19 protein-coding genes are annotated in these 20562 nt (G+C 33.3%); 13 read left to right on the plus strand and 6 right to left on the minus strand.

Annotated elements, in window-relative coordinates; genetic code table 11:
- The first annotated feature begins 2 nt into the window (after nucleotides 1–2).
- From NQQ59_RS23945 to NQQ59_RS23990, 10 genes are all read left to right on the plus strand, one after another.
- Nucleotides 3–971 carry a PorP/SprF family type IX secretion system membrane protein gene (locus NQQ59_RS23945; RefSeq protein WP_257698458.1) on the plus strand — a complete coding sequence of 323 codons (969 nt, stop codon included), beginning with the start codon at nucleotides 3–5 and terminating at the stop codon, nucleotides 969–971.
- A gap of 385 nt (nucleotides 972–1356) precedes the next feature.
- Nucleotides 1357–2226 carry a sensor histidine kinase gene (locus tag NQQ59_RS23950; RefSeq protein WP_186299895.1) on the plus strand — a complete coding sequence of 290 codons (870 nt, stop codon included), beginning with the start codon at nucleotides 1357–1359 and terminating at the stop codon, nucleotides 2224–2226.
- A complete protein-coding gene (locus tag NQQ59_RS23955; protein ID WP_144216483.1) occupies nucleotides 2223–2912 on the plus strand; it encodes a LytR/AlgR family response regulator transcription factor in 690 nt (229 codons plus the stop codon). The genes NQQ59_RS23950 and NQQ59_RS23955 overlap by 4 nt, the downstream gene beginning before the upstream one ends.
- Nucleotides 2913–3079: 167 nt before the next feature.
- Complete coding sequence (locus tag NQQ59_RS23960; protein WP_144216485.1) at nucleotides 3080–3826, plus strand: dioxygenase family protein; 747 nt, start codon at nucleotides 3080–3082, stop codon at nucleotides 3824–3826.
- A gap of 19 nt (nucleotides 3827–3845) precedes the next feature.
- Complete coding sequence (locus tag NQQ59_RS23965) at nucleotides 3846–4550, plus strand: pirin family protein (protein ID WP_144216487.1); 705 nt, start codon at nucleotides 3846–3848, stop codon at nucleotides 4548–4550.
- The gene (locus NQQ59_RS23970; RefSeq protein WP_144216489.1) at nucleotides 4547–5053 is read left to right on the plus strand and encodes a hypothetical protein; all 507 of its coding nucleotides are present in this window, start codon (nucleotides 4547–4549) and stop codon (nucleotides 5051–5053) included. The genes NQQ59_RS23965 and NQQ59_RS23970 overlap by 4 nt, the downstream gene beginning before the upstream one ends.
- 264 nt (nucleotides 5054–5317) lie before the next feature.
- A complete protein-coding gene (locus tag NQQ59_RS23975) occupies nucleotides 5318–6505 on the plus strand; it encodes a phosphoglycerate kinase (protein ID WP_144216491.1) in 1188 nt (395 codons plus the stop codon).
- Between the two features lie 110 nt (nucleotides 6506–6615).
- Entirely contained in the window at nucleotides 6616–8430 is a 1815-nt protein-coding gene (locus NQQ59_RS23980) for a LysM peptidoglycan-binding domain-containing protein (RefSeq protein WP_144216493.1), read from the plus strand.
- A 46-nt stretch (nucleotides 8431–8476) separates the two neighbouring features.
- On the plus strand, nucleotides 8477–9445 hold the full coding sequence (locus NQQ59_RS23985; protein WP_144216495.1) for a DUF4837 family protein: 969 nt from the start codon (nucleotides 8477–8479) through the stop codon (nucleotides 9443–9445).
- A 536-nt stretch (nucleotides 9446–9981) separates the two neighbouring features.
- Complete coding sequence (locus NQQ59_RS23990; RefSeq protein WP_144216497.1) at nucleotides 9982–10623, plus strand: DUF1579 domain-containing protein; 642 nt, start codon at nucleotides 9982–9984, stop codon at nucleotides 10621–10623.
- Between the two features lie 424 nt (nucleotides 10624–11047).
- Here the strand turns inward: NQQ59_RS23990 and NQQ59_RS23995 are convergent, their stop codons facing one another.
- The 3 genes from NQQ59_RS23995 to rnpA all read right to left on the minus strand — a co-directional run bounded on the left by NQQ59_RS23995 (nucleotide 11048) and on the right by rnpA (nucleotide 14017).
- Nucleotides 11048–12685 carry a S41 family peptidase gene (locus tag NQQ59_RS23995; RefSeq protein ID WP_144216499.1) on the minus strand — a complete coding sequence of 546 codons (1638 nt, stop codon included), beginning with the start codon at nucleotides 12683–12685 and terminating at the stop codon, nucleotides 11048–11050.
- Between the two features lie 2 nt (nucleotides 12686–12687).
- On the minus strand, nucleotides 12688–13542 hold the full coding sequence (locus tag NQQ59_RS24000) for a DUF4349 domain-containing protein (protein WP_144216501.1): 855 nt from the start codon (nucleotides 13540–13542) through the stop codon (nucleotides 12688–12690).
- A 70-nt stretch (nucleotides 13543–13612) separates the two neighbouring features.
- Entirely contained in the window at nucleotides 13613–14017 is a 405-nt protein-coding gene (gene rnpA, locus NQQ59_RS24005; protein WP_144216503.1) for a ribonuclease P protein component, read from the minus strand.
- 125 nt (nucleotides 14018–14142) lie between these two features.
- Here rnpA and NQQ59_RS24010 point away from each other — a divergent pair, with 125 nt between their 5' ends.
- From NQQ59_RS24010 to NQQ59_RS24020, 3 genes are all read left to right on the plus strand, one after another.
- Nucleotides 14143–14889 (plus strand): lysophospholipid acyltransferase family protein, encoded by a 747-nt coding sequence (locus NQQ59_RS24010; RefSeq protein WP_144216505.1) that lies wholly within the window; start codon nucleotides 14143–14145, stop codon nucleotides 14887–14889.
- 46 nt (nucleotides 14890–14935) lie between these two features.
- A complete protein-coding gene (locus NQQ59_RS24015) occupies nucleotides 14936–15928 on the plus strand; it encodes an acyl-ACP desaturase (protein ID WP_144216507.1) in 993 nt (330 codons plus the stop codon).
- 146 nt (nucleotides 15929–16074) lie between these two features.
- Complete coding sequence (locus NQQ59_RS24020) at nucleotides 16075–16728, plus strand: HD domain-containing protein (RefSeq protein ID WP_144216509.1); 654 nt, start codon at nucleotides 16075–16077, stop codon at nucleotides 16726–16728.
- A gap of 553 nt (nucleotides 16729–17281) precedes the next feature.
- Here the strand turns inward: NQQ59_RS24020 and feoB are convergent.
- From feoB to NQQ59_RS24040, 3 genes are all read right to left on the minus strand, one after another.
- Nucleotides 17282–19381: a ferrous iron transport protein B gene (gene feoB, locus NQQ59_RS24030; RefSeq protein WP_144216513.1), complete on the minus strand. Its 2100-nt coding sequence runs from the start codon at nucleotides 19379–19381 to the stop codon at nucleotides 17282–17284.
- Complete coding sequence (locus tag NQQ59_RS24035; protein WP_144216515.1) at nucleotides 19381–19620, minus strand: FeoA family protein; 240 nt, start codon at nucleotides 19618–19620, stop codon at nucleotides 19381–19383. Before NQQ59_RS24035 ends, feoB begins: the two co-directional genes overlap by 1 nt.
- 103 nt (nucleotides 19621–19723) lie before the next feature.
- Nucleotides 19724–20389 (minus strand): SCO family protein, encoded by a 666-nt coding sequence (locus tag NQQ59_RS24040; RefSeq protein WP_144221547.1) that lies wholly within the window; start codon nucleotides 20387–20389, stop codon nucleotides 19724–19726.
- Nucleotides 20390–20562: the final 173 nt, after the last annotated feature.

Here is a 20562-nt window from a genome sequence, read left to right on the forward strand (position 1 = left end):
CAATGAAAAAGCTTATTTTATCCTTAGTACTCATGGCTGTAACAACAAGTTACAGCCAAGAGTTAAACCTACCGGTGTTTACACAGTATTTAGCTGATAACCCTTTTATTCTTTCGCCAGCTTATGCGGGTATTGGAGATAACCTCCGAATTAGAGCCAATGGTTTAACACAGTGGGTCGGAATTAAGGATGCACCCGATAACCAATCATTGTATGCAGATTTTCGTGTCCTAGATCGTTCGGGAGTTGGTATTTCGTTATACAACGATAGTAACGGTAATACGAAACAAACAGGAGCTAAGATTTCGTTTGCGCACCACTTAATTTTAGATTATTATTCTGAAAAATATCTATCATTTGGTATCTCGTATAACGTAAATACCTTTCGTTTAGAAACAGGTAATTTTGAAGGAGTCGGAGGCGGTCTTGATCCTTCGGTAACAGATAATCGTCAAACTTCAAATAATAACTTTGATATTAGTGCTTTGTATCGTCAAAAAGGATTTTTTTTAAGTTTCAATGCCAATAACGTTTTAAAGAAAAATTTGACAAGGGATAGAACAAACGAACCAGATTTGCTTTCTAACTTTCAGTTATATTCTGGATTTACTTTTAAAGATGGCGAAAACAGACGAATCGAATACGAACCATCCGTTTTCTTGCAGTATTTTGCGAGTGACCAACGTTCTACAACCGATTTTAACTTTAAGTACAGACGTTATAACCGTTACGAAGATTATTACTGGATTGGAGTTTCGTATCGTTTCTTAAACGATCAGTTTCCAAAACCTTTAGCAGCTGGACCAATGGCTGGTTTTATGAAATCAAAATTCTATTTTGCTTATTCTTACCAGTTGATGTTTAACGGACTTGGAACTTATAACTCAGGAACGCATTCTATCACTATCGGATTTGATTTCTTACAATCGATCAGTAACTGTCCTTGTACACAAGGTCCGGTTCATGATTAAGGAGTCTTAAAAAGATGATTTAAAGCCTTAAAAAAGGCAATTAATATAAAGCGAGTCGCAACATTAGGTGTTTTTACCGCAATAATTTGAAATAAATATTCAATAACATTAAATTTGAGTCTTATCGTTTTGTTTTTCAAAAAGGTATAAATCGAATTTGATCATGAAAACAAAATTTTCACTTTATGCGAAACACATAGTATTGTGCCTCGCTTTTTTATTTTTGCCGTATGCATTTACGACAACGAATACTTTTTTTTCACTACCCAATTTGTACTCCAATGCGCATGACAGAATTTATTTGTTTCTTTACTTTGCGCTCCTTTGTTTTTTTTATTTCAACTATTATTATTTAATTCCAAAGCTATATTTCTCAGAGAAGAAAGTGTTATATTATGTAACCATAATTATTTTTCTTTTATTCTTTCTTTGGATCTCAACTGTTTTAGATCATCCGAGCCGTAATTTCTTGGATTTCGAATATCATTCTGGAAAGTTTGCCGGTCATCCAGCACCATTTCATGGAGAATTTCCTCCACCTCCGCATGGTAACCATCCAATGTCTTTCGCATTTAACGGAGGCCCACCAACACAATACAATCATACCATTTTGGTGTATTTGATTGGAGTAGCGACAAGTTTACTTTTTGCTATTTCAGGAAGATTACAAAGTGTCGAAAAAGAAAAAGTAAAATCAGAATTAGCATTTTTAAAGGCACAAATTAATCCGCATTTTTTGTTTAATACCTTAAACAGTATTTATGCACTTGCTTTAAAAAAAGACGATAAAACTCCAGATGCTGTAGTACAGTTATCGGAACTGATGCGTTACATTATGACTAATTCTAATGATGAGGTTATCGATTTAACGAAAGAAATCAATTACATCAATAATTTTGTTTCACTACAAAAAACGCGTTTAGGAAATACCGTTACTATCCATTATTCGGTAATCGGAAGTACTTTTGGTAAAGTGGTAACACCGCTTATTTTAATTTCTTTTATTGAAAATGCATTCAAATATGGAGTTAATCCTGATCAGACTTCAGAAATCTATATTAAAATAGATATTGAAGAAGAAATCTTAACTTTATACGTTTCTAATAAAAAGACGTTCTCTGTTCAGTCAGATTCAGGTATTGGTTTACAAAACACAATCGAAAGATTAAAATTGGTGTATCCTAATAAACACGCTTTGATGATTGAAGATTCAGAAGAGAAATACGTAGTAAATTTGAGCATTAAAATTCGATGATAAAAGCAATTGCACTAGATGATGAGCCATTGGCATTAGAAATCCTTCAGAGTTTATGTGAAACTATTGATTACATTGAACTCAGAAAAACATTTACAAAATCTGATGAAGCATTCAAATACTTAAAAAAATATCCAGTCGATTTATTGTTTCTGGATATCAATATGCCATCCATTTCCGGATTGGATTTCTACAAAAAATTACCACACAAAACTATGGTGATTTTCACCACAGCCTATTCTGAATTTGCTGTAGAAGGTTTCACACTTAGTGCAACCGATTATTTATTAAAACCAATTTCACTTGCAAGATTTCAGCAGGCTACAGAAAAAGCCTATTCACAATGGAAATTGCAAAACCAAAATATCGAACAGCAATATCTTTTCATTCGTGCCGATTACAGTCTTAATAAAATCCTGTTTTCAGATATCCTATACATAGAAGGCTTAGATGATTATCTAAAAATTCATATTCGAGATCAAAAAACAGTCGTAGCTCGTATGACCTTAAAAGCAATTCTTCAAAAATTACCAGAGACAGAATTTATTCGTGTGCATCGTTCGTTTATCGTTCCTATTAGTAAAGTATTAAAGATCAGAAATAAAATCATATACATTGAACAGGCCGAAATTCCAATTAGTGCCAGTTACGAAGAAGCTTTTTTCACACTTTTTGAAGGAAAGTGATTCAGATTTAGATTAAGAAATTTACTGCAAAAAAAAATATTTCATCCGTTTACCTCATAAATAATATCGTTTACCTCAAACTTTTTACAACGCCTCAATTTCCAATAATTTTACTTCAAAATAACTGTTAATCATTTCATTGAATAACATTTAAAAAAAAGCAAAAAATGGAAAGAAAAGAGTTTTTAAGAGGTTTGGGTTTAGTAGGAATTGGTACTTTGGCAATTCCAATCATAAACTCATGTAGTAAGGATAGTGATTCATCTGAATCATCAACTGGAACCGATTCAAGTTCTGGTTCTGGATCTTCTTCAAGCAGTTGTTCTGTAACACCATCAGAAACCGCAGGTCCGTTTCCAACAATTTCACCATCATCTTTAGTAAAATCAAATATTGTGATGGACAGAACAGGTGTAGGTTTTACTATTAAAATCACTATTAAAAACACAAAAGCAAATTGTGCAGTTTTAAAAGATGCCATTGTAGACATTTGGCATTGTGACAAAGACGGTTATTATTCTGAATATGGCGGAACAGGAATGCAATCTGTAAATTACACATCAGTTCACTTTTTAAGAGGAAGACAAACGACAGACGAAAATGGTTTGGTAACGTTTACCTCCATTTTTCCAGGATGGTATTCTGGACGTGCAACACATGTTCATGTTCACATTTACAATTCTGCTGGAACATCTTTGTTGGTAACACAAATTGCTTTTCCAGAAGGAACAAACAGCGCAGTTGCAGTGGTAAACGCTTCAAGCACCAACGGTTACACAAAAGGAATGTCGGGTTACACGTATAATGCATCGGACAATGTTTTTTCAGATTCAGTTGCAAACGAATTAGGCACAGTAACCGGAAGTATCAGCGACGGATATGTTTTAACGCATACGATCAACGTGGCAAGTTAATTTTAAAAAATAGTTTATCATGATAGCGCAGATTCCTACCCAAATTTATAAGTCAGATTCAAGAGGATTTTTCAATTCAGAGAAGCACAATTGTTTTGCTACTTTTAATTTTGAACAGTATCAGGATTTATCACGAAATGCATTTGGATCTCTTAAGATTTTAAACGAAGTCATACTGGCACCACAGCAACGCATTACAAGATTTGTAAATTCAAAAACAAATGTGATCCTTTTGCCTTTGTTTGGTGGAATAGAATATAAAGATAATATTGGTAATGAAGAATTTTTAAGAGTAGACGAAATACGAGTTTTGGCTGCTGATGACGAGTTAAAAGTTGAAATCTTTAATCCGTACGAAAATGAAAATGTGAGTTATTTGGAAATCGAGTTTCACATGGGAAAACAGTATTACAAAAACTATTTTCAGCAGTATAAATTTGATTTTAATAACCATAACAAACTACATTCTTTATTTGAAGTAGAAAGAGCTCTCGGATTTATCGGAATATACGATGGAAGAAAACAAGGTTCTTTTAAGTTGAGAAATTCTAAAAACGGCGTTTTTGTATTTGTACTGAATGGTGCTTTTGAAGTAGAAGATCGTCTCTTGGAGGCAAAAGATGGTTTAGCTTTAAAAGAAACCAAAAAAATCGAATGGGAAGCGCTATCAGAAAATGCAATTTTGATTGTAATCGAAGTTCCATTAAAATCACTTGATGCATGAAAATAACTAAAATAAAACTGGCTTATCGTATCGTAATAGATCAATCGTCTGCGTTTTTGTGGGATAAATACGTTTTTGAAGATACTTTCAAAGAGTATCAAATGCAAAGTCAGCAGTTTAACTCTGGAGCAAACAAAAAAAATACATTTAGAGAATTAATAAGCGAAAATGAAAAAGCTATTCAACTTCATTTTCTAACAGGAATTGCTGCGAGTGGATACGTCGAACAATTAAAAGGAAATTTTCATCGCGTGACAGATGTTTTAGGGAACAATTATTTTCCTTTTATCAATTATCAGTTAGACATCATAAACACAGATGTGACAGATATCGCAAAGCATAAAATCGGAATGACCTTCTATTCTCCGTTATTAAATTATTTCGGAATTATAGAAGGAAACTATCTGGTTTCAAAAAATATAGAAAACAAAAACGAATACGAAACCCTTATGTTTCCTGTTCAGAATAATTTGTCTATTTGTTATATTCAGACAGAAGACTAATTCCAACTTCCAAAAACAAAAAATAAACTAGATTCATTTTTTACCTTTTCTGTTTTTCTGTTGACAGAAAAGGTTTTTTTATGTGTGATAGATATGGAATTACTATTCTAAAATTGTTTTTATTCTGAAATAAAGCATTTTTTTTATAAATTTATAACGTTTTCGTTCTTTTTCCTGCTTCTTTTTTAGTTTATTCGAATTTGTTAGTTACCTAAAAGTCCTATATTTGTTTTTCTTTCTAAAAAAAACTAAAAAATTATCTAGATGAAAACTTTAAACGATTTCGATTTTAAAAATAAAAAAGCAATTATCCGTGTAGACTTTAATGTGCCGTTGGATGAGAATTTTAATGTAACTGATACCACACGTATTGAAGCAGCAAAGCCTACAATTGATGCTATTTTAGCTCAAGGCGGAAGTGTCATCTTAATGTCGCACTTAGGAAGACCAAAAGGTGCTGAAGAAAAATATTCTTTAAAACATATTTTAAAAACAGCTTCTGAAATTTTAGGAGTTGAGGTTAAGTTTGCTGAAAACTGTATTGGAGAACCAGCTCAAACAGCTGCTAAAAACTTACAGCCAGGTGAAGTTTTATTATTAGAAAATTTACGTTTCCACGCTGAAGAAGAAGCTGGAGATGTAGCTTTCGCTAAAGAATTGGCTTCTCTTGGAGATATTTATGTAAACGATGCATTTGGTACTGCACACAGAGCTCACGCTTCGACAACAATCATTGCACAATTTTTCGAAGGCAAAAAATGTTTCGGAACATTATTAGCAAAAGAAATTGACAGTTTAAATAAAGTTCTTAAAAACAGCGAAAAACCTGTAACGGCTGTTCTTGGTGGTTCTAAAGTTTCGTCTAAAATCACGGTTATCGAAAATATCTTAGATAAAGTAGATCACATGATTATTGGTGGAGGTATGACTTTCACATTCATTAAAGCACAAGGCGGAAAAATCGGTGAGTCAATCTGTGAAGATGATAAATTGGATTTGGCTTTAGAAATCTTAAGATTAGCAAAAGAAAAAGGAGTACAAGTTCATATTCCAGTTGATGTTATCGCTGCAGACGATTTCTCAAACACAGCAAATACTCAGGTTGTAGATGTAACTGCAATTCCTGACGGATGGCAAGGTTTAGACGCAGGCCCAAAATCTAGAGAAAACTTCAAAAAAGTTATTTTAGAATCAAAAACAATTCTTTGGAATGGTCCATTAGGAGTTTTTGAAATGGAAACTTTCTCTAAAGGAACAATTGCATTAGGAGATTATATCGCAGAAGCTACTGCAAATGGAGCATTTTCATTAGTTGGTGGTGGAGATTCTGTTGCTGCAGTAAAACAATTCGGATTTGAAGATAAAATGAGCTATGTTTCTACTGGTGGTGGAGCAATGTTAGAAATGTTAGAAGGAAGAATTTTACCTGGAATCGCTGCGATTTTAGACTAAAATATCACAATTAACATTTTTTTAAACACTTTTTTTGAATAAAGGGCTTATGTTTGCAAAAATACAACTCTCGTAATTGTTTGAATTACAGAATTTTAAAATAATGTTATATGATTGTAAAGAAAATATCCTTAGTGGTGACAGCTTTATTCTCTTTATCGATGTTTGCGCAGGAATCTGCAGAATTTCCAAAAGAGATTAAGCAAGACATTAAGTTGTCGTATTTAGATTCTATTAAAAGCACATTCAAAACGAACAATCTGGCTACAAAAGTCGATAGTTTATGGATGAATGAATTAGTAAGTCTCGATATTTACGATGATTTAACAAAAGACATACAAACCATCAACAAGGATGTAACTGTCGATGAAGAATTGCCGACCGAATTGCTAAAACAGCGGTTAGCGGCGATGAATCAAAAGTCACCTTTTGAAATTGAATACAATCAAGGTCTTGAAAATATAATAAAGTCATTTCTTAAGAACCGTAAAAAATCGTTTTCTCGATTAATGGCTTTATCAGAATATTATTTCCCAATGTTTGAGGACGCTTTTGCTAAACAAAATGTTCCTTTGGAAATAAAATATTTAGCTGTTGTAGAATCTGCTTTAAACCCTAAAGCAGTTTCTAGAATGGGCGCCACGGGTCTCTGGCAATTTATGTACGGAACCGGAAAACAATACGCTTTAAAAATTGATTCTTATATAGACGAAAGAAGCGATCCTCTTAAAGCTACAGCCGCAGCTTCAGAATACATGAGCAAAATGTTTAATATTTTTGGAGACTGGGAACTGGTTTTAGCTTCTTACAATTCAGGTCCAGGAAATGTTACCAAAGCGATTCGTCGTTCTGGAGGAAAAACAAAATACTGGGACATTCGTAATTACCTTCCAAAAGAAACACAAGGTTATGTTCCGGCTTTCTTAGCTACAATGTATCTTTTTGAATATCATAAAGAACACGGAATTAATCCAGAAAGAGCAGTGGTTAAAAACTTTGAAACCGATACTGTTTGTGTAAAAAATCAAATGTCTTTTAAACAAATTGCTGATTTATTAGACATGCCTCAATCACAAATTCAGCTTTTAAATCCATCTTATAAAATGAATGTTGTTCCTTTTTATCAGGGAGAACAGCACTTTATCAGACTTCCGAAAGACAAAGTAGCTACTTTTGTTTCCAACGAAGATCAGATTTATGCTTACGTGAAACACGATTCTGAAATTAGTACGACTTCATCGAGATTGGCTGCTAAATATGCTCCAAAAGCTAAACCAGCATCTGCAAGACCTGCAACAATCAATAATAGCGATTTTGAGTTCTATAAAGTTAGAAAAGGAGATAATTTAGGAGCCATTGCTTCTAAATACAATGTAAGCATCGGCGAACTTAAAAAATGGAATAATCTAAAAACAAATGCGGTTGCTATTGGAAGAAGTCTGAAAATTAAAACTGATGACGAAACTCCAGTTAAAACAGCTCCTGTTGTAGATAAAAGAGAAGAAGCTATTGCTTCTTCAGATGAAAAAACGAAACCTACAGCAGTCGATATGGACTATGTTGTAGTAGCTGGTGATAATTTAGGTAGCATTGCAAAGAAATTCGGTACGACTATTGCGGAGTTAAAAGAACTTAACGATTTAACTTCAAATAACATTACTTTAGGAAAAACACTTATTATTTCTAAAGCAGCAATAGTTATAGAAGAGCCTGTTTCAACAGCAATTGCATCAAACTCGGTTGATTCATTCAAGAAAAAAGCACCTTCTAAAAACGTTAGCGAAGATTATTACGTTAAAAAAGGAGATTCTTTATATAGCATTTCTAAAAAATATCCTGGAGTAACAATTTCAGATATTAAAAAATGGAATGGTATTAAAGATGAAGATATTAAACCGGGAATGAAACTTAAAATAAACGGATAATAGAATAATCTTATTAAATTTGGGTTTTATTTCATAAATTAAAAAAATGAATAAAACCCATTTTTTATTGCTATTACTTCCGTTTTTCTTGATTTCCTGTTTTAAAGGAGAGAAACAGAACGAATCAGTTTCTGGAAAAACCAATACAATTTCTATCATTATTGATGATCAGTTATGGTATGGAGAGGTAGGAGATAGTATTCGAAATAAATTTGCTTCTCCGGTTCTTGGACTTACTCAGGAAGAACCGCTTTTTACCATTAATCAATATCCTGCCCGATTACTTGAAGGGTTTGTAACCGACAGCCGAAGCATAATTGTAGTTAAAAAAGCTGCAGCAGATAAGTTCGAGGTTATTCATAATAAAGCACTTCCACACAATACATTTCGTATTTACGGAAAATCTGTAGACGATATTATTTGCAGTATAGAATTAAATTCGCCTGAAATAATACGACAAATTCGTAATGCCGAAATTCAGAAAATACAGGAAGACAACAGTAAGTCGTTGTTGAATCCTGCAATCATCAAGAATAAATTCCATATCGATCTTCAGATTCCGACAGGATATGAATATATGCTGCATAAAAAGAATTTTATCTGGCTAAAGAAAGAAATCATCAGTGGCAATACCAGTTTATTGGTCTACCAAATTCCACTTCATAAATTTGAGAAGAAAAAAGATGTCGTAAACTCGATTGTAAGCATGCGTGACTCTGTTGGGCGTTACATTAAAGGACGCGAACCCAATACGCCAATGATTACAAGTGATGCTTATGCTCCTTATTTTTCAAAAGTGACATTAGACAATAAAGATGCCTTCGAAACGAAAGGAACTTGGGAACTCAAGAACGATTTTATGGCAGGCCCTTTTATCAATTATGCGATTGTAGATAAAGCTTATAACCGTCTTTTGGTTATAGAAGGATTTTGTTATTCACCTTCCAATCAGGAACGTGATCTTATGCTAGAATTGGAAGCCATTATCAAATCAGTAAAAGTAGATAAGAGGTAAATTTGGAAGTTATAAGTTAAGAGTTAGGAATTATGAGTTATGTGCTAGAGTTTTGAAATTCTCTGCGAACTTTTTTCCTAAAATTAATTATATATTTTACGTTAATCTATTTCAATATTGCCCAAGGTTTCAACCTTGGATACGTATCGTTTAACATACAGAATAGTTCTCTGCGATCTCAGCCTTTTCAGAAAAGAATATTAGCGTTCTCCGCGAAAATCCTCTGCGAGCTCTGCGTTACAATTCATTATGGATTGTTTCAAGTTGAACATTGCTTTCTCCTAAAGTTAATTATATGTTTTACGTTAATCTATTTCAATATAGCTATCGTTTAACATACAGAATAGTTCTCTGCGATCTCAGCCTTCTCAGAAAAGAATAACAGCGTTCTCCGCGAAAATCCTCTGCGAGCTTTGCGTTACAATTCATTATGCATTGTTTCAAGTTGAATATCCACAAAGTTCAAAGAGAATTTGAAACCTGAAACAAAATAATTTTCGTATTTTTATTAGTAACAAACATAAAAACAAATAGTTATGAAAAAAGCAACCACCGCATTCGTACTAATAACCTTGTGCTTTATTTCGTGTAAAAAAGAAGTAAAGACCGAAACCACAACAGCAACCGATTCCTTAGCGGTTAAAACCGAAGAACCACTTATTGAAGAACCATTAGATTCTGCCGCACAAATGAAAGCTTGGCAAGAATATGCCACTCCAGGAAATCCACATAAAATGATGGCAGACGAGGTTGGAACTTGGAATTGCGATATGACGTTTTGGTCAGAAGCTAATGGGAAACCAGAGAAAGCAACTTCAGTAGCTGTAATCAGAATGATTTTGGGAGGACGTTACCAGGAAGCCGATTATAAAGGAACGATGATGGGACAACCATTTGAAGGAAAAAGCACTTTAGCTTACAACAATGCCAGCGAAGAGTACACCACAACATTCATAGATAATATGGGAACTGGAATGATGGTTGCCATGGGAAAATACGATGAAAGTAAAAAAAGTATGGAGCTAAAAGGCGAAATGGTAAATCCGGTAAACGGCAAAAAAACACCTTATCGAGAAGTCTACACCATTGTAGATCCAAAAACAAGAAAAATGGAGATGTACGATACAAAAGACGGCTCCGAATATAAAAGCATGGAAATTGTAATGACAAAAAAATAGTTTTTTTTAGGAGCTACTAAGTTACAGAGTTACAAAGGCACAAAGTTTTTTCACCAGAATAGCAAATGAAAAAACTTTGTGCCTTTGCGCCTTCGTGGCAAAACAACAAAAAAAAGAAGCCTTTTTAGCGTTTATTTGTTGTTAGAGGAGTTCTAAGTTGTTTTAGTGTAAATTGTAGCTGCAATGTGGTATTAAAAAGGAAATTTGTCCTTTTCTATCATTTTAAAAACTTCTTCTGGATGTGTTTAGAAATAATGTAATGTTTCTTTGTAAAGAGGTTAACGAATTTCTAATATTTCATAATTAAAAATTTAAAAAACTACTAATTTTTCTAACCAAAACCATTGTATTTTTGAGCCGTTTAGTTTTTCTAAACGGCTTTTTTTATGGTTTTTAGTTAAAAAGTCCTTTTAGAATATCTTAATTACATTTTCAAAATAGTTTTGTATTCGGCTTGGTTGTTTAATACACCAACCGCTCTTTTAATTTCTGAATTGTTTTTGATATAAAACTGATATAAACCTTCCTGATATTGGTATCTTTTAATCAGTTCTTCCTGAATCATACTTTTGATTTCTTTTTGGTTTTTGTCCAGTAAAGTAGTTTCACTTTTTTCTAAAGCGGCCAATAACTGCTGATATTCAGGAGCAATAGTTTCGTCTATTTTTTCATTTTTAGCTGCAGCTAAAGTATTTTTTAAAGCGATTTCTGTTTCGGTATCAAAAGTGATTTTATTGGTTTTTAGATATTGTTTAAAAGCTACATAATCTGCATCAGTTATGACTGGAATTTTATCTCCCAAGTTTGGGTTTTTGTAATAGTATGTTGTGGCATAGTCAAAAACGCCGTCATTTTTGATCAAAGCTGTAGCAATGGCACTCGTTTTGGTTTCGTCCAGTTCGATATCTGGTAAAACACCACCACCGTCATAAACGGTTCTGCCTTTTCTGGTTTTAAAAGCATTGAAGTTTTTAGCATCTGTTTTCTGAGCCACGCCATTTTTGTCTTTATGCGCATAATCCAAAGCTTGAATACATCTTCCCGAAGGAGTATAATATCTGGAAATAGTCACTTTTAATTGAGTTCCGTAAGTTAAATCAACAGAACGCTGTACCAAACCTTTTCCAAAACTTCTGCTTCCTAAAATAACAGCGCGATCCAAATCCTGCAAAGCACCCGAAACAATTTCAGAAGCCGAAGCACTTCTTCCGTTTACTAAAATCGCTAACGGAATTTGTGTGTCAACTGGTTCTTTTTGTGTTTTATAAGTATTGTTGTGTTTTTCAATTCGCGATTTAGTGGTTACAATCACTTCATTCTTAGGAACAAATAAATTACAGATATCAATCGCTTCGTTCAATAAACCTCCAGGATTTCCACGTAAATCTAAAACGATTTGTTTGGCTCCGTCTGCTTTTAGTTTTTCAAGCGCTTCTTTCACTTCATTCGAAGCTTTTCTGCTAAAATGTGCTAAAACAATATAACCTGTTTTATCATCAATTTTTCCGTAAAATGGAACCGATTTAATATCTACTTCATCCAAAACCAAAACGGTGGTATTCGGTTTTCCTTGACGAAGATATTTAATATTGATTTTAGTATTTTTTGTTCCTTTCAATAATTGAGAAGCATCATCTTTAAAATCGGCAATTAAAACGTCACCAATCTGAATGATTTCGTCACCTGCTTTAAGTCCAGCTTTGTCAGCAGGATAATCTTTATAAGGTTCACGAACAATCAGACGGTCTTTTTTTCTGGAAATCAAAGCACCGATTCCGGTATATTCTCCCGTATTGTTGATTTTAAAATTGACAACATCCTGTTCGTTAAAATAAACCGTATACGGGTCCAGACTTGCCAACATGCTTTTAATGGCTTTGTCCATCAAATCTCCTGGATTGGTATCGTCGACGTAATTCGTATTTACGGCTTTAAATAAAGTGGTGAAAATTTCGATCTGTTTGGCAATCTCAAAAAAGTCTTCTTTAAAACTGGTTCCAATAAACAACATTCCCGCCGCAGCGACTGGTATAATAAATTTCTTTTTGAAATACGGATACATGATTATTCTTTTTTTCTTCTTTTTAATCTTTTTCTAATAAAATAGGCACATAAAACAAATAAAATGACAAACGGCCAAGCGCTTAATAGCGAAAGCAATAAATCGGATAAACTATAGAATCCGGATTCAATCGCGCTCCAAATTTTGGAACCGTATGATATTTTAACTCCTTCTTTTTCTGCTATTGTTTTATAAAATTCAATAGTTATGGTACTGTCAGAAACGCGGCTTTCCAGATATTTCAGTTGACCTTCTTTGGCTTCGATTTCTTCGCGAATATTCGAAATTTGTTCTTCAATTTCTAAAATCTCACTGACTTTATTGGCTTTCTTTAAAATTTCAAGATAGCGTTCTTCCAATTTTTTCTTCGTTTTTAAACGAGAAGTTAGATCTATAAATTCTTCAGTAACATCCTGTGCAGAGATATTTTTAACTTCAAAATAGGATACACCTTTTGAAACATCATTTATAAAACGGTCAAAATTTTGACTTGGTACTTTTATGGTAAGATTTCTAAATAGAGTTGCAAAATCTTTTCCCTCAGAATCATTTATTATTCTTGCTTTACTATTTGCAACCGCTTTTTGAATTTGAGCGAAAGCATTTTCTAAATTATCAGTTTCAAACTTTAAAGTAGCTTCCTTTATAATTTTTTGCTCAATTTGTTGATCTACTTGCGGCGGCGGTGGAGGAGGAAGTGCATCGTTGGGACTTGGTTTTTTATCATAAGCTGCAGATTCACTTTTTGGAGGAAGCTGTACTGTAGCAATAGCATAATTTTCTTCTGCTGAAGCATCAGCTTTATTACACCCAGAAAGAATTAAAACAAAAACAACTAAAAAGAGAAGATTTCGCATAGAATTTCGATTTAGAGCTAAAACTACGATTTTTTTGTCTAAGTTGCTTATTAATCTTATTTTTTGGGATTTACGCTTCTGTTTTTGTTTCAGAATCCAGAGGTTTATTTATTTGTAGTGAAAATTTCTCAAACAGCTGAATCATTTTGGTGTTGATTTCTTCGTAAGACAATCGGTCTTTGGTTTGATAAAAAAGCATAATCGAATACGACTGATCCAGATTATCCAAAAGCAAATGTTTGTTCAATCGATACGTTTCTCGCAAAACTCTTTTGAAGTAATTGCGGTCTACAGCTTTCTTGAAATATTTCTTAGAAACCGAAACGCCAATCTTAGTCTGTTCTTCTGAATTTTCTTCCGCTTGACGGTAAACCAAACGAAGCGGATATTTAGAAACCGATTTCCCTTCAGAAAACAGTAATCCAATGGTGGTTTTGCTTTTTAAACGCTCGTTTTTAGGGTAAGTAAAGTTCATTTAATTCAGAAAAAATTTGCAAATTTTGGTACAAAGGTACAATTAAACCAGAAAAACGGTTATTGTTTTTAATTTTAATAAGTCTAAAAATATATTTATTACTTTTGCGCATTAATTTTTGAAGCATGGAAAAAATTATATCTTATCCAATATCGGTAATTTACTATTTATTATTTGGTTTATGTTTGGCTGTTTTTCATCCAATTCAGTGGATTTGTTTAAATGTTTTTGGTTACCAAGCTCACAAAAAAAGTGTTGATTATTTAAACTTCTTCCTTTTAAGATGTACCAATCTTGTGGGAACAAGATATACAATCGAAAATAGAGATACAATTCCGACGGGAGTGCCGATTATTTTTGTGGCAAATCACCAAAGTATGTACGATATCGTGGCAATGATTTGGTATTTTAGACGTTTTCATTGTAAATTTGTAAGTAAGAAGGAATTAGGAAGCGGAATTCCAAGTGTTTCATACAATCTGAAACATGGAGGATCTGTCTTAATTGACCGAAAAGACCCTAAACAAGCGATACCAGTTATCAAAGGCTTGTCTGAATATATCGAAAAAAATACTAGATCTGCCGTTATTTTTCCAGAAGGAACAAGAAGTAAAACGGGTGTTCCGAAAGAATTCGCTCAGAGCGGCTTAAAAATTTTATGCAAATATGCGCCATCTGCATATGTTGTACCTGTGAGTATCAATAATTCTTGGAAAATGGTAAAATTTGGTTTTTTTCCTGTTGGTTTAGGAAATCACCTGAAATTTACAGCTCATCCAGCTTTGGCTGTTAAAGATTACAAATTTGAAGAGCTGATGGAGATTACTGAAAAAGCAGTTAAGGAAGGAATAAATGAGTATAAACAGGTTTAAGTTTTGGTCCGAGCCAAAATGTAAAACCCAAATCTATAAATAAGTAATGTCTATAAAAAACATTAGATTAGAAGTAATGCAGTTTTTGGAAAAAAACGTGGATAGCTTCGTGGAACAGTATTTAATTCCAGTGGAAAAAATTTGGCAGCCGTCTGATTTTTTACCAAATTCTGAAGGAGAAAATTTCTTTGAAGAGGTAAAAGAATTACGCGAAATTGCTAAAGAACTTCCATACGATTTCTGGGTTACGCTTGTTGGTGACACGATCACTGAGGAAGCTTTACCTACATATGAGTCTTGGTTAATGGATGTAGAAGGTGTAAACCAAGTAGAAGATGGTGGAAACGGTTGGTCTAAATGGATCCGTCAATGGACCGGAGAAGAAAACCGCCACGGAGATCTTTTGAATAAATACTTGTATTTGTCTGGTCGTGTAAATATGCGTGAAATCGAAATGACAACACAGCATTTAATCAACGACGGTTTTGATATTGGAACTGGATCTGATCCGTACAAAAACTTTGTATACACTAGTTTCCAGGAATTAGCAACTTATGTTTCTCACAATAGAGTTTCTCAAATCGCAAAGAAATTTGGCGATAATAAGTTGTCTAAAATGTGTAAAATGATTGCAGGAGACGAAATGCGTCACCATCATGCCTATAGCGAATTTGTAACTAGAATTTTCCAAGTTGACCCAAGCGAAATGATGTTGGCGTTTCAATACATGATGAAGCAAAAAATCGTTATGCCAGCTCACTTCTTGAGAGAATCTGGACAAAAAATTAGTACGGCTTTTGAACAATTCTCAGATTCTGCACAACGTATCGGCGTTTATACAGCGACAGATTACGTAGAAATCATGCAGAAATTAATCAACAAATGGGAAATTGACAAAATTTCGAATTTGACTGATGAAGCCGAAAAAGCACGTGACTATTTAATGAAATTGCCAGCTCGTATGGCAAAAATCTCTGAAAGAATCGTAATACCACAAGAATCGCACATCTTTAAATGGGTGGAACCTGCGAGACTATAGATTATTTCAGATTGTTGATTTTAGATTTTAGATTGTTGGTTTAAAATTTGAAAATCGAAAATTTAAATTTCCAAAAGTACTGTTGATTGCTGAAGGTTTTTGATCTTTAGCAGTCAACATTTTTTATAAATAGTAAAAACTTCTTTATGAGCGATTCAGCATTAATTATTAAAACCATTGCATTTGTAAAAGAGAAACTAAACGATGCCGAAGGCGGACATGATTGGTTTCATATTGAACGTGTTTATAAAAATGCGCTTTTAATTGCAAAAGATACGGATTGCGATATTACCGTTGTGCAATTAGGTGCTTTATTGCATGATATTGCAGACAGTAAATTTCATAACGGAGACGAAACTATTGGGCCAAAAACAGCACGAGCGTTTTTAGAAGCTCAAAATGTTTCTGAGGATATCATTGCCCATGTTGTCAATATCATTGAAAATATCTCTTATAAAGGCGGAAATTTCGAAAGAAAGTTCTCTTCGGTTGAATTGGATGTTGTGCAAGATGCCGATCGTTTAGATGCAATTGGTGCGATTGGTGTGGCTAGGGCATTTAACTATGGCGGATTTAAGAACAGAGCTTTATACAATCCCGAAATTGCTCCAGTTACGAATATGACAAAGGAGGAGTATAAAAACAACAATGCTCCAACGATAAACCATTTTTATGAAAAGCTTTTGTTGTTAAAAGATAAAATGAATACCCCAAAGGGAAAAGAAATTGCTGCAGAAAGACATCGTTTTATGGAAACATTTCTTTCTCAGTTTTATGCAGAGTGGGAAGGTCTGAAATAGTGCTCGGTTTTCAGTAACAGTCTCAGTCTTGCTTCTCGATTATAAATAAAAAACGGCTCCTATCTGGAGCCGTTTGTATTTTAGGTTAGTGGGAGTTTTTTGTAATTTACATTCTGGATTTTAAAAGACACATTATTCCAAAAGCGCATAAAAATCCAAAAGAGAACCAAAGCAATCTCGTTACTCTATTGTTTCTAACCATCTCATTTTTTTCAAACTTTGTCATTTTGAATGTATTTTAATTTTCAAAAGTAATTTTTATAAGTGTCAGTATGATGACCTAAAAGACTTTAAACCATTATAATAAGACATTTTTTTTCTAATTAAAATTTCTACTTTTTCGAATACAAAAGAAAAAGCTTCACAAGAGTTTTAAATCTCTGTGAAGCTTTGTTTTTTATTTTGTGAATCTCTGCGAAATCTAGCTGCAACCGCAATCTGTTCCGTTACCGCAATCTTTTTTCTTTTTCGATTTAAAAAAGAACTTTTTAATCAAAAAGGCGACGGCGAATCCTAATAGGACAAAGGCTATAATTTCTTGAAACATAACTTTTTATTTTAAAACTTGATACGCAATTAAGGCGGCAAAATAGGCTAATCCGCTCATGAAAACTAACTGCATAGCGGGCCATTTCCACGAATTGGTTTCTTTTTTGGTAATGGCCAGTGTACTGGCACATTGCATAGCAAAAGCATAAAATAACAATAAAGAAATTCCTGTTGGGAAATCAAAGACTTTCTTTCCAGTATCAGGACGAACTTCTGCTTGCATTTTGCTTTTTATGGTCGATTCGTTGTCAGTATCTCCAACGCTGTAAATAGTCGCCAGAGTTCCAACAAAAACTTCACGTGCTGCAAACGAACTAATTAAAGCAATTCCGATTTTCCAATCATAACCTAAAGGCTGAATTGCTGGTTCGATTGCTCTTCCCATTAATCCGATATATGAATTTTCTAATTTTTGAGAATTCACTTCGTTTTCAAACTGAGTTTCGTCAAGAGTAGTATTGGCGAATCTTTCTTTTACGATATTTTCAGCATCATTAAATTCTTTTCCTGGACCGTAAGATGCTAAAAACCATAAAATAACGGATATTGCTAAAATGATTTTTCCAGCTCCAGCGATAAATGCTTTTGTTTTTTCTACAACATTGATTCCAACGTTTTTGAAAAGTGGCATTTTATAACTTGGCATTTCGACTACGAAATAGGTTTTAGATTCCAGTTTTAAAACTTTATTCAAAATATAAGCAGATAAAATTGCTGCAAAAAATCCTAAGACGTATAATGACATTAAAGTTAATCCCTGAACATTTAGAAAACCAAGAACTCGTTTGCTCGGAACAACTAGTGAAATGATAATGGCATAAACGGGTAATCTTGCCGAACAAGTCGTGAATGGCGTTACTAAGATCGTAATAAGGCGTTCTTTCCAGTTCTCAATATTTCTCGTTGCCATAATGGCCGGAATCGCACAAGCAGTTCCTGAAATCAGAGGCACGACACTTTTTCCTGAAAGTCCAAATCGGCGCATGATTTTATCCATTAAAAATACAACACGGCTCATATAACCACTTTCTTCCAAAATAGAAATAAATAAGAATAACACCGCAATTTGAGGAATGAAAATAACAACTCCTCCAATTCCCGGAATAATTCCCTGCGAAAGTAAATCGGTTAGAATTCCACTTGGTAATTCTTCGGCAACCCAGCTGCTTAAGGAAGCAAAAGTGCTGTCAATAAAATCCATTGGAATAGTTGACCAACTAAAAATCGATTGGAAAATCAAAAACAAAATCGCAAAGAAAATAACGTAACCAAAAACCTTATGCGTTAAAACGCGGTCTAGTTTGGCACGAATATCTTTTGCCATCGAAGCATCAATTTTTAAACCTTCTTTTAAAACATCATTGATAAACTGATATCTTTTGATGGTTTCTTTTTGTTGAAGACGTTTTAATTCTGAATGTGATTTAGTAAATGTATTTCGAACTTCATTTCGGTCTAAGTTTGAGAAATTAACATCTTGCGTAATTACCAGCCACAATTTATACATTAATTGATTTGGAAAAGCGTGTTGTAACTTTTCAAAATATTCAGGATCAATTACCGAAGCATTTAAACAAGGTTCGTGCGGAATCGTTTTATAAGAAACAATCAGCTCTTTCAACTCTTCGATTCCATGGCCTTTGCGTGAACTAACCAAAGCAATTTTTGTTTTCAGCTTTTCTTCTAAAAAAGGAATATCTAAGGAAATTCCCTTTCTTTCCATTTGATCAGACATATTAATGACCAAAATCGTCGGAATTTCAAGATCTTTTATTTGAGTGTAAATCAGTAAGTTTCGTTTCAGATTTTCAACATCTGTTACAACCACTGCTACGTCTGGATATAATTTGTCGTTTTTGTTTAATAAAAGTTCAATAACAACACTTTCGTCCATCGAACTAGCGTTCAAACTATACGTTCCGGGTAAATCCAGAATGTTAGCTTTTACGTTATTGGGTAATTTACAGAATCCCATTTTCTTTTCAACAGTGATTCCTGGATAATTTCCAACTTGTTGATTAAGACCTGTTAATTGATTAAAAACAGAAGTTTTTCCGGTATTAGGATTTCCGATAAGGGCAACATTGATATTCTGAACGCTCATTATAAATTGTTTTGGATAAGTTCAACTTCAATTTCACGAGCGGTTTCAATACGAATGGCAACATGCGAACCGTTAATATCTAAATATAATGGGTCACCAAAAGGAGCAACTTGTAGTAATTCAACTAAGCTGCCAGGGAGACAACCCATTTCTAATAATTTAAGTGGAATAAGATCGATATCAAAATCTTTGATAATGGCTTTCTCGCCTTTTTTCAGAGTGTGGATTGTATTTTGCAAGCTTATTTAGATTGAATTTAGATTGCAAAAATAGGTAATTATTCTATATATACTGGCATTTTCTGCTTACACAAATGCTAAAACTTTCTAAAAATAAGGGATTTTACTCCTGAGAAAGGAAATCGATGTCTTCTAAAAGACGTTTCATGTCCTCTTTATTTGTTCCGTCATAAAATCCTCTAACGCGACGTTTTTGATCGACCAAAACAAAATTCTCAGTATGAACCATATCGTACAGCTGATCTGGTCTTCCTAATTTTACAGCCAGATAGGATTTTCTAGCCATCGTATAAATTTCTTTTTTATCTCCAGTAACCAAATTCCATTTGCTGTCTACAACATGATGTTTTATGGCATATTCTTTTAAAACCGAAACACTGTCGACTTCAGGAAATACAGTATGTGAAAGCAACATCACTTTCGGATTATTCAAAACCGCTTTTTGAACTTCTTCTAAGTTAGTTGTCATTTTTGGACAAATTGAACCACAAGTTGTAAAGAAGAAATCGGCAACATAAATTTTTCCTTCGTAATTTTTCTGGGTAATCGTATCGCCATTTTGGTTTACAAAAGAAAAATCTGCAATAGTATGGTATTTACTTTTATATTGAACGGTACTATCTACTAATTCAGGATTTACATCGGCGGGATTGTAGATTGGAAGTGTCTTTTTAGGTTTTAATGCCGAATAAAATAAAGATATCGTAACTGCCGAAAATACTATTAAAACAATAAAGAATTTGCGGTATTTGTATAAAAGAGATTTCATAAAAATAATTTGGCGCAAAAATACAAAAAGCAGATTTTAAAAACTTTACTGTATTATTTTTTTAACAGGCTTTTGTAACATTTATAGTGGAGTTATAGACTAAGTAAAATAGTTTTAATTCTGATTTGTGAAATTTATTCATGATTTTAAATTTCCGGTTATAATTTTAACAT

The organism is Flavobacterium panacis, from assembly GCF_024649945.1.
GTDB lineage: Bacteria > Bacteroidota > Bacteroidia > Flavobacteriales > Flavobacteriaceae > Flavobacterium > Flavobacterium panacis.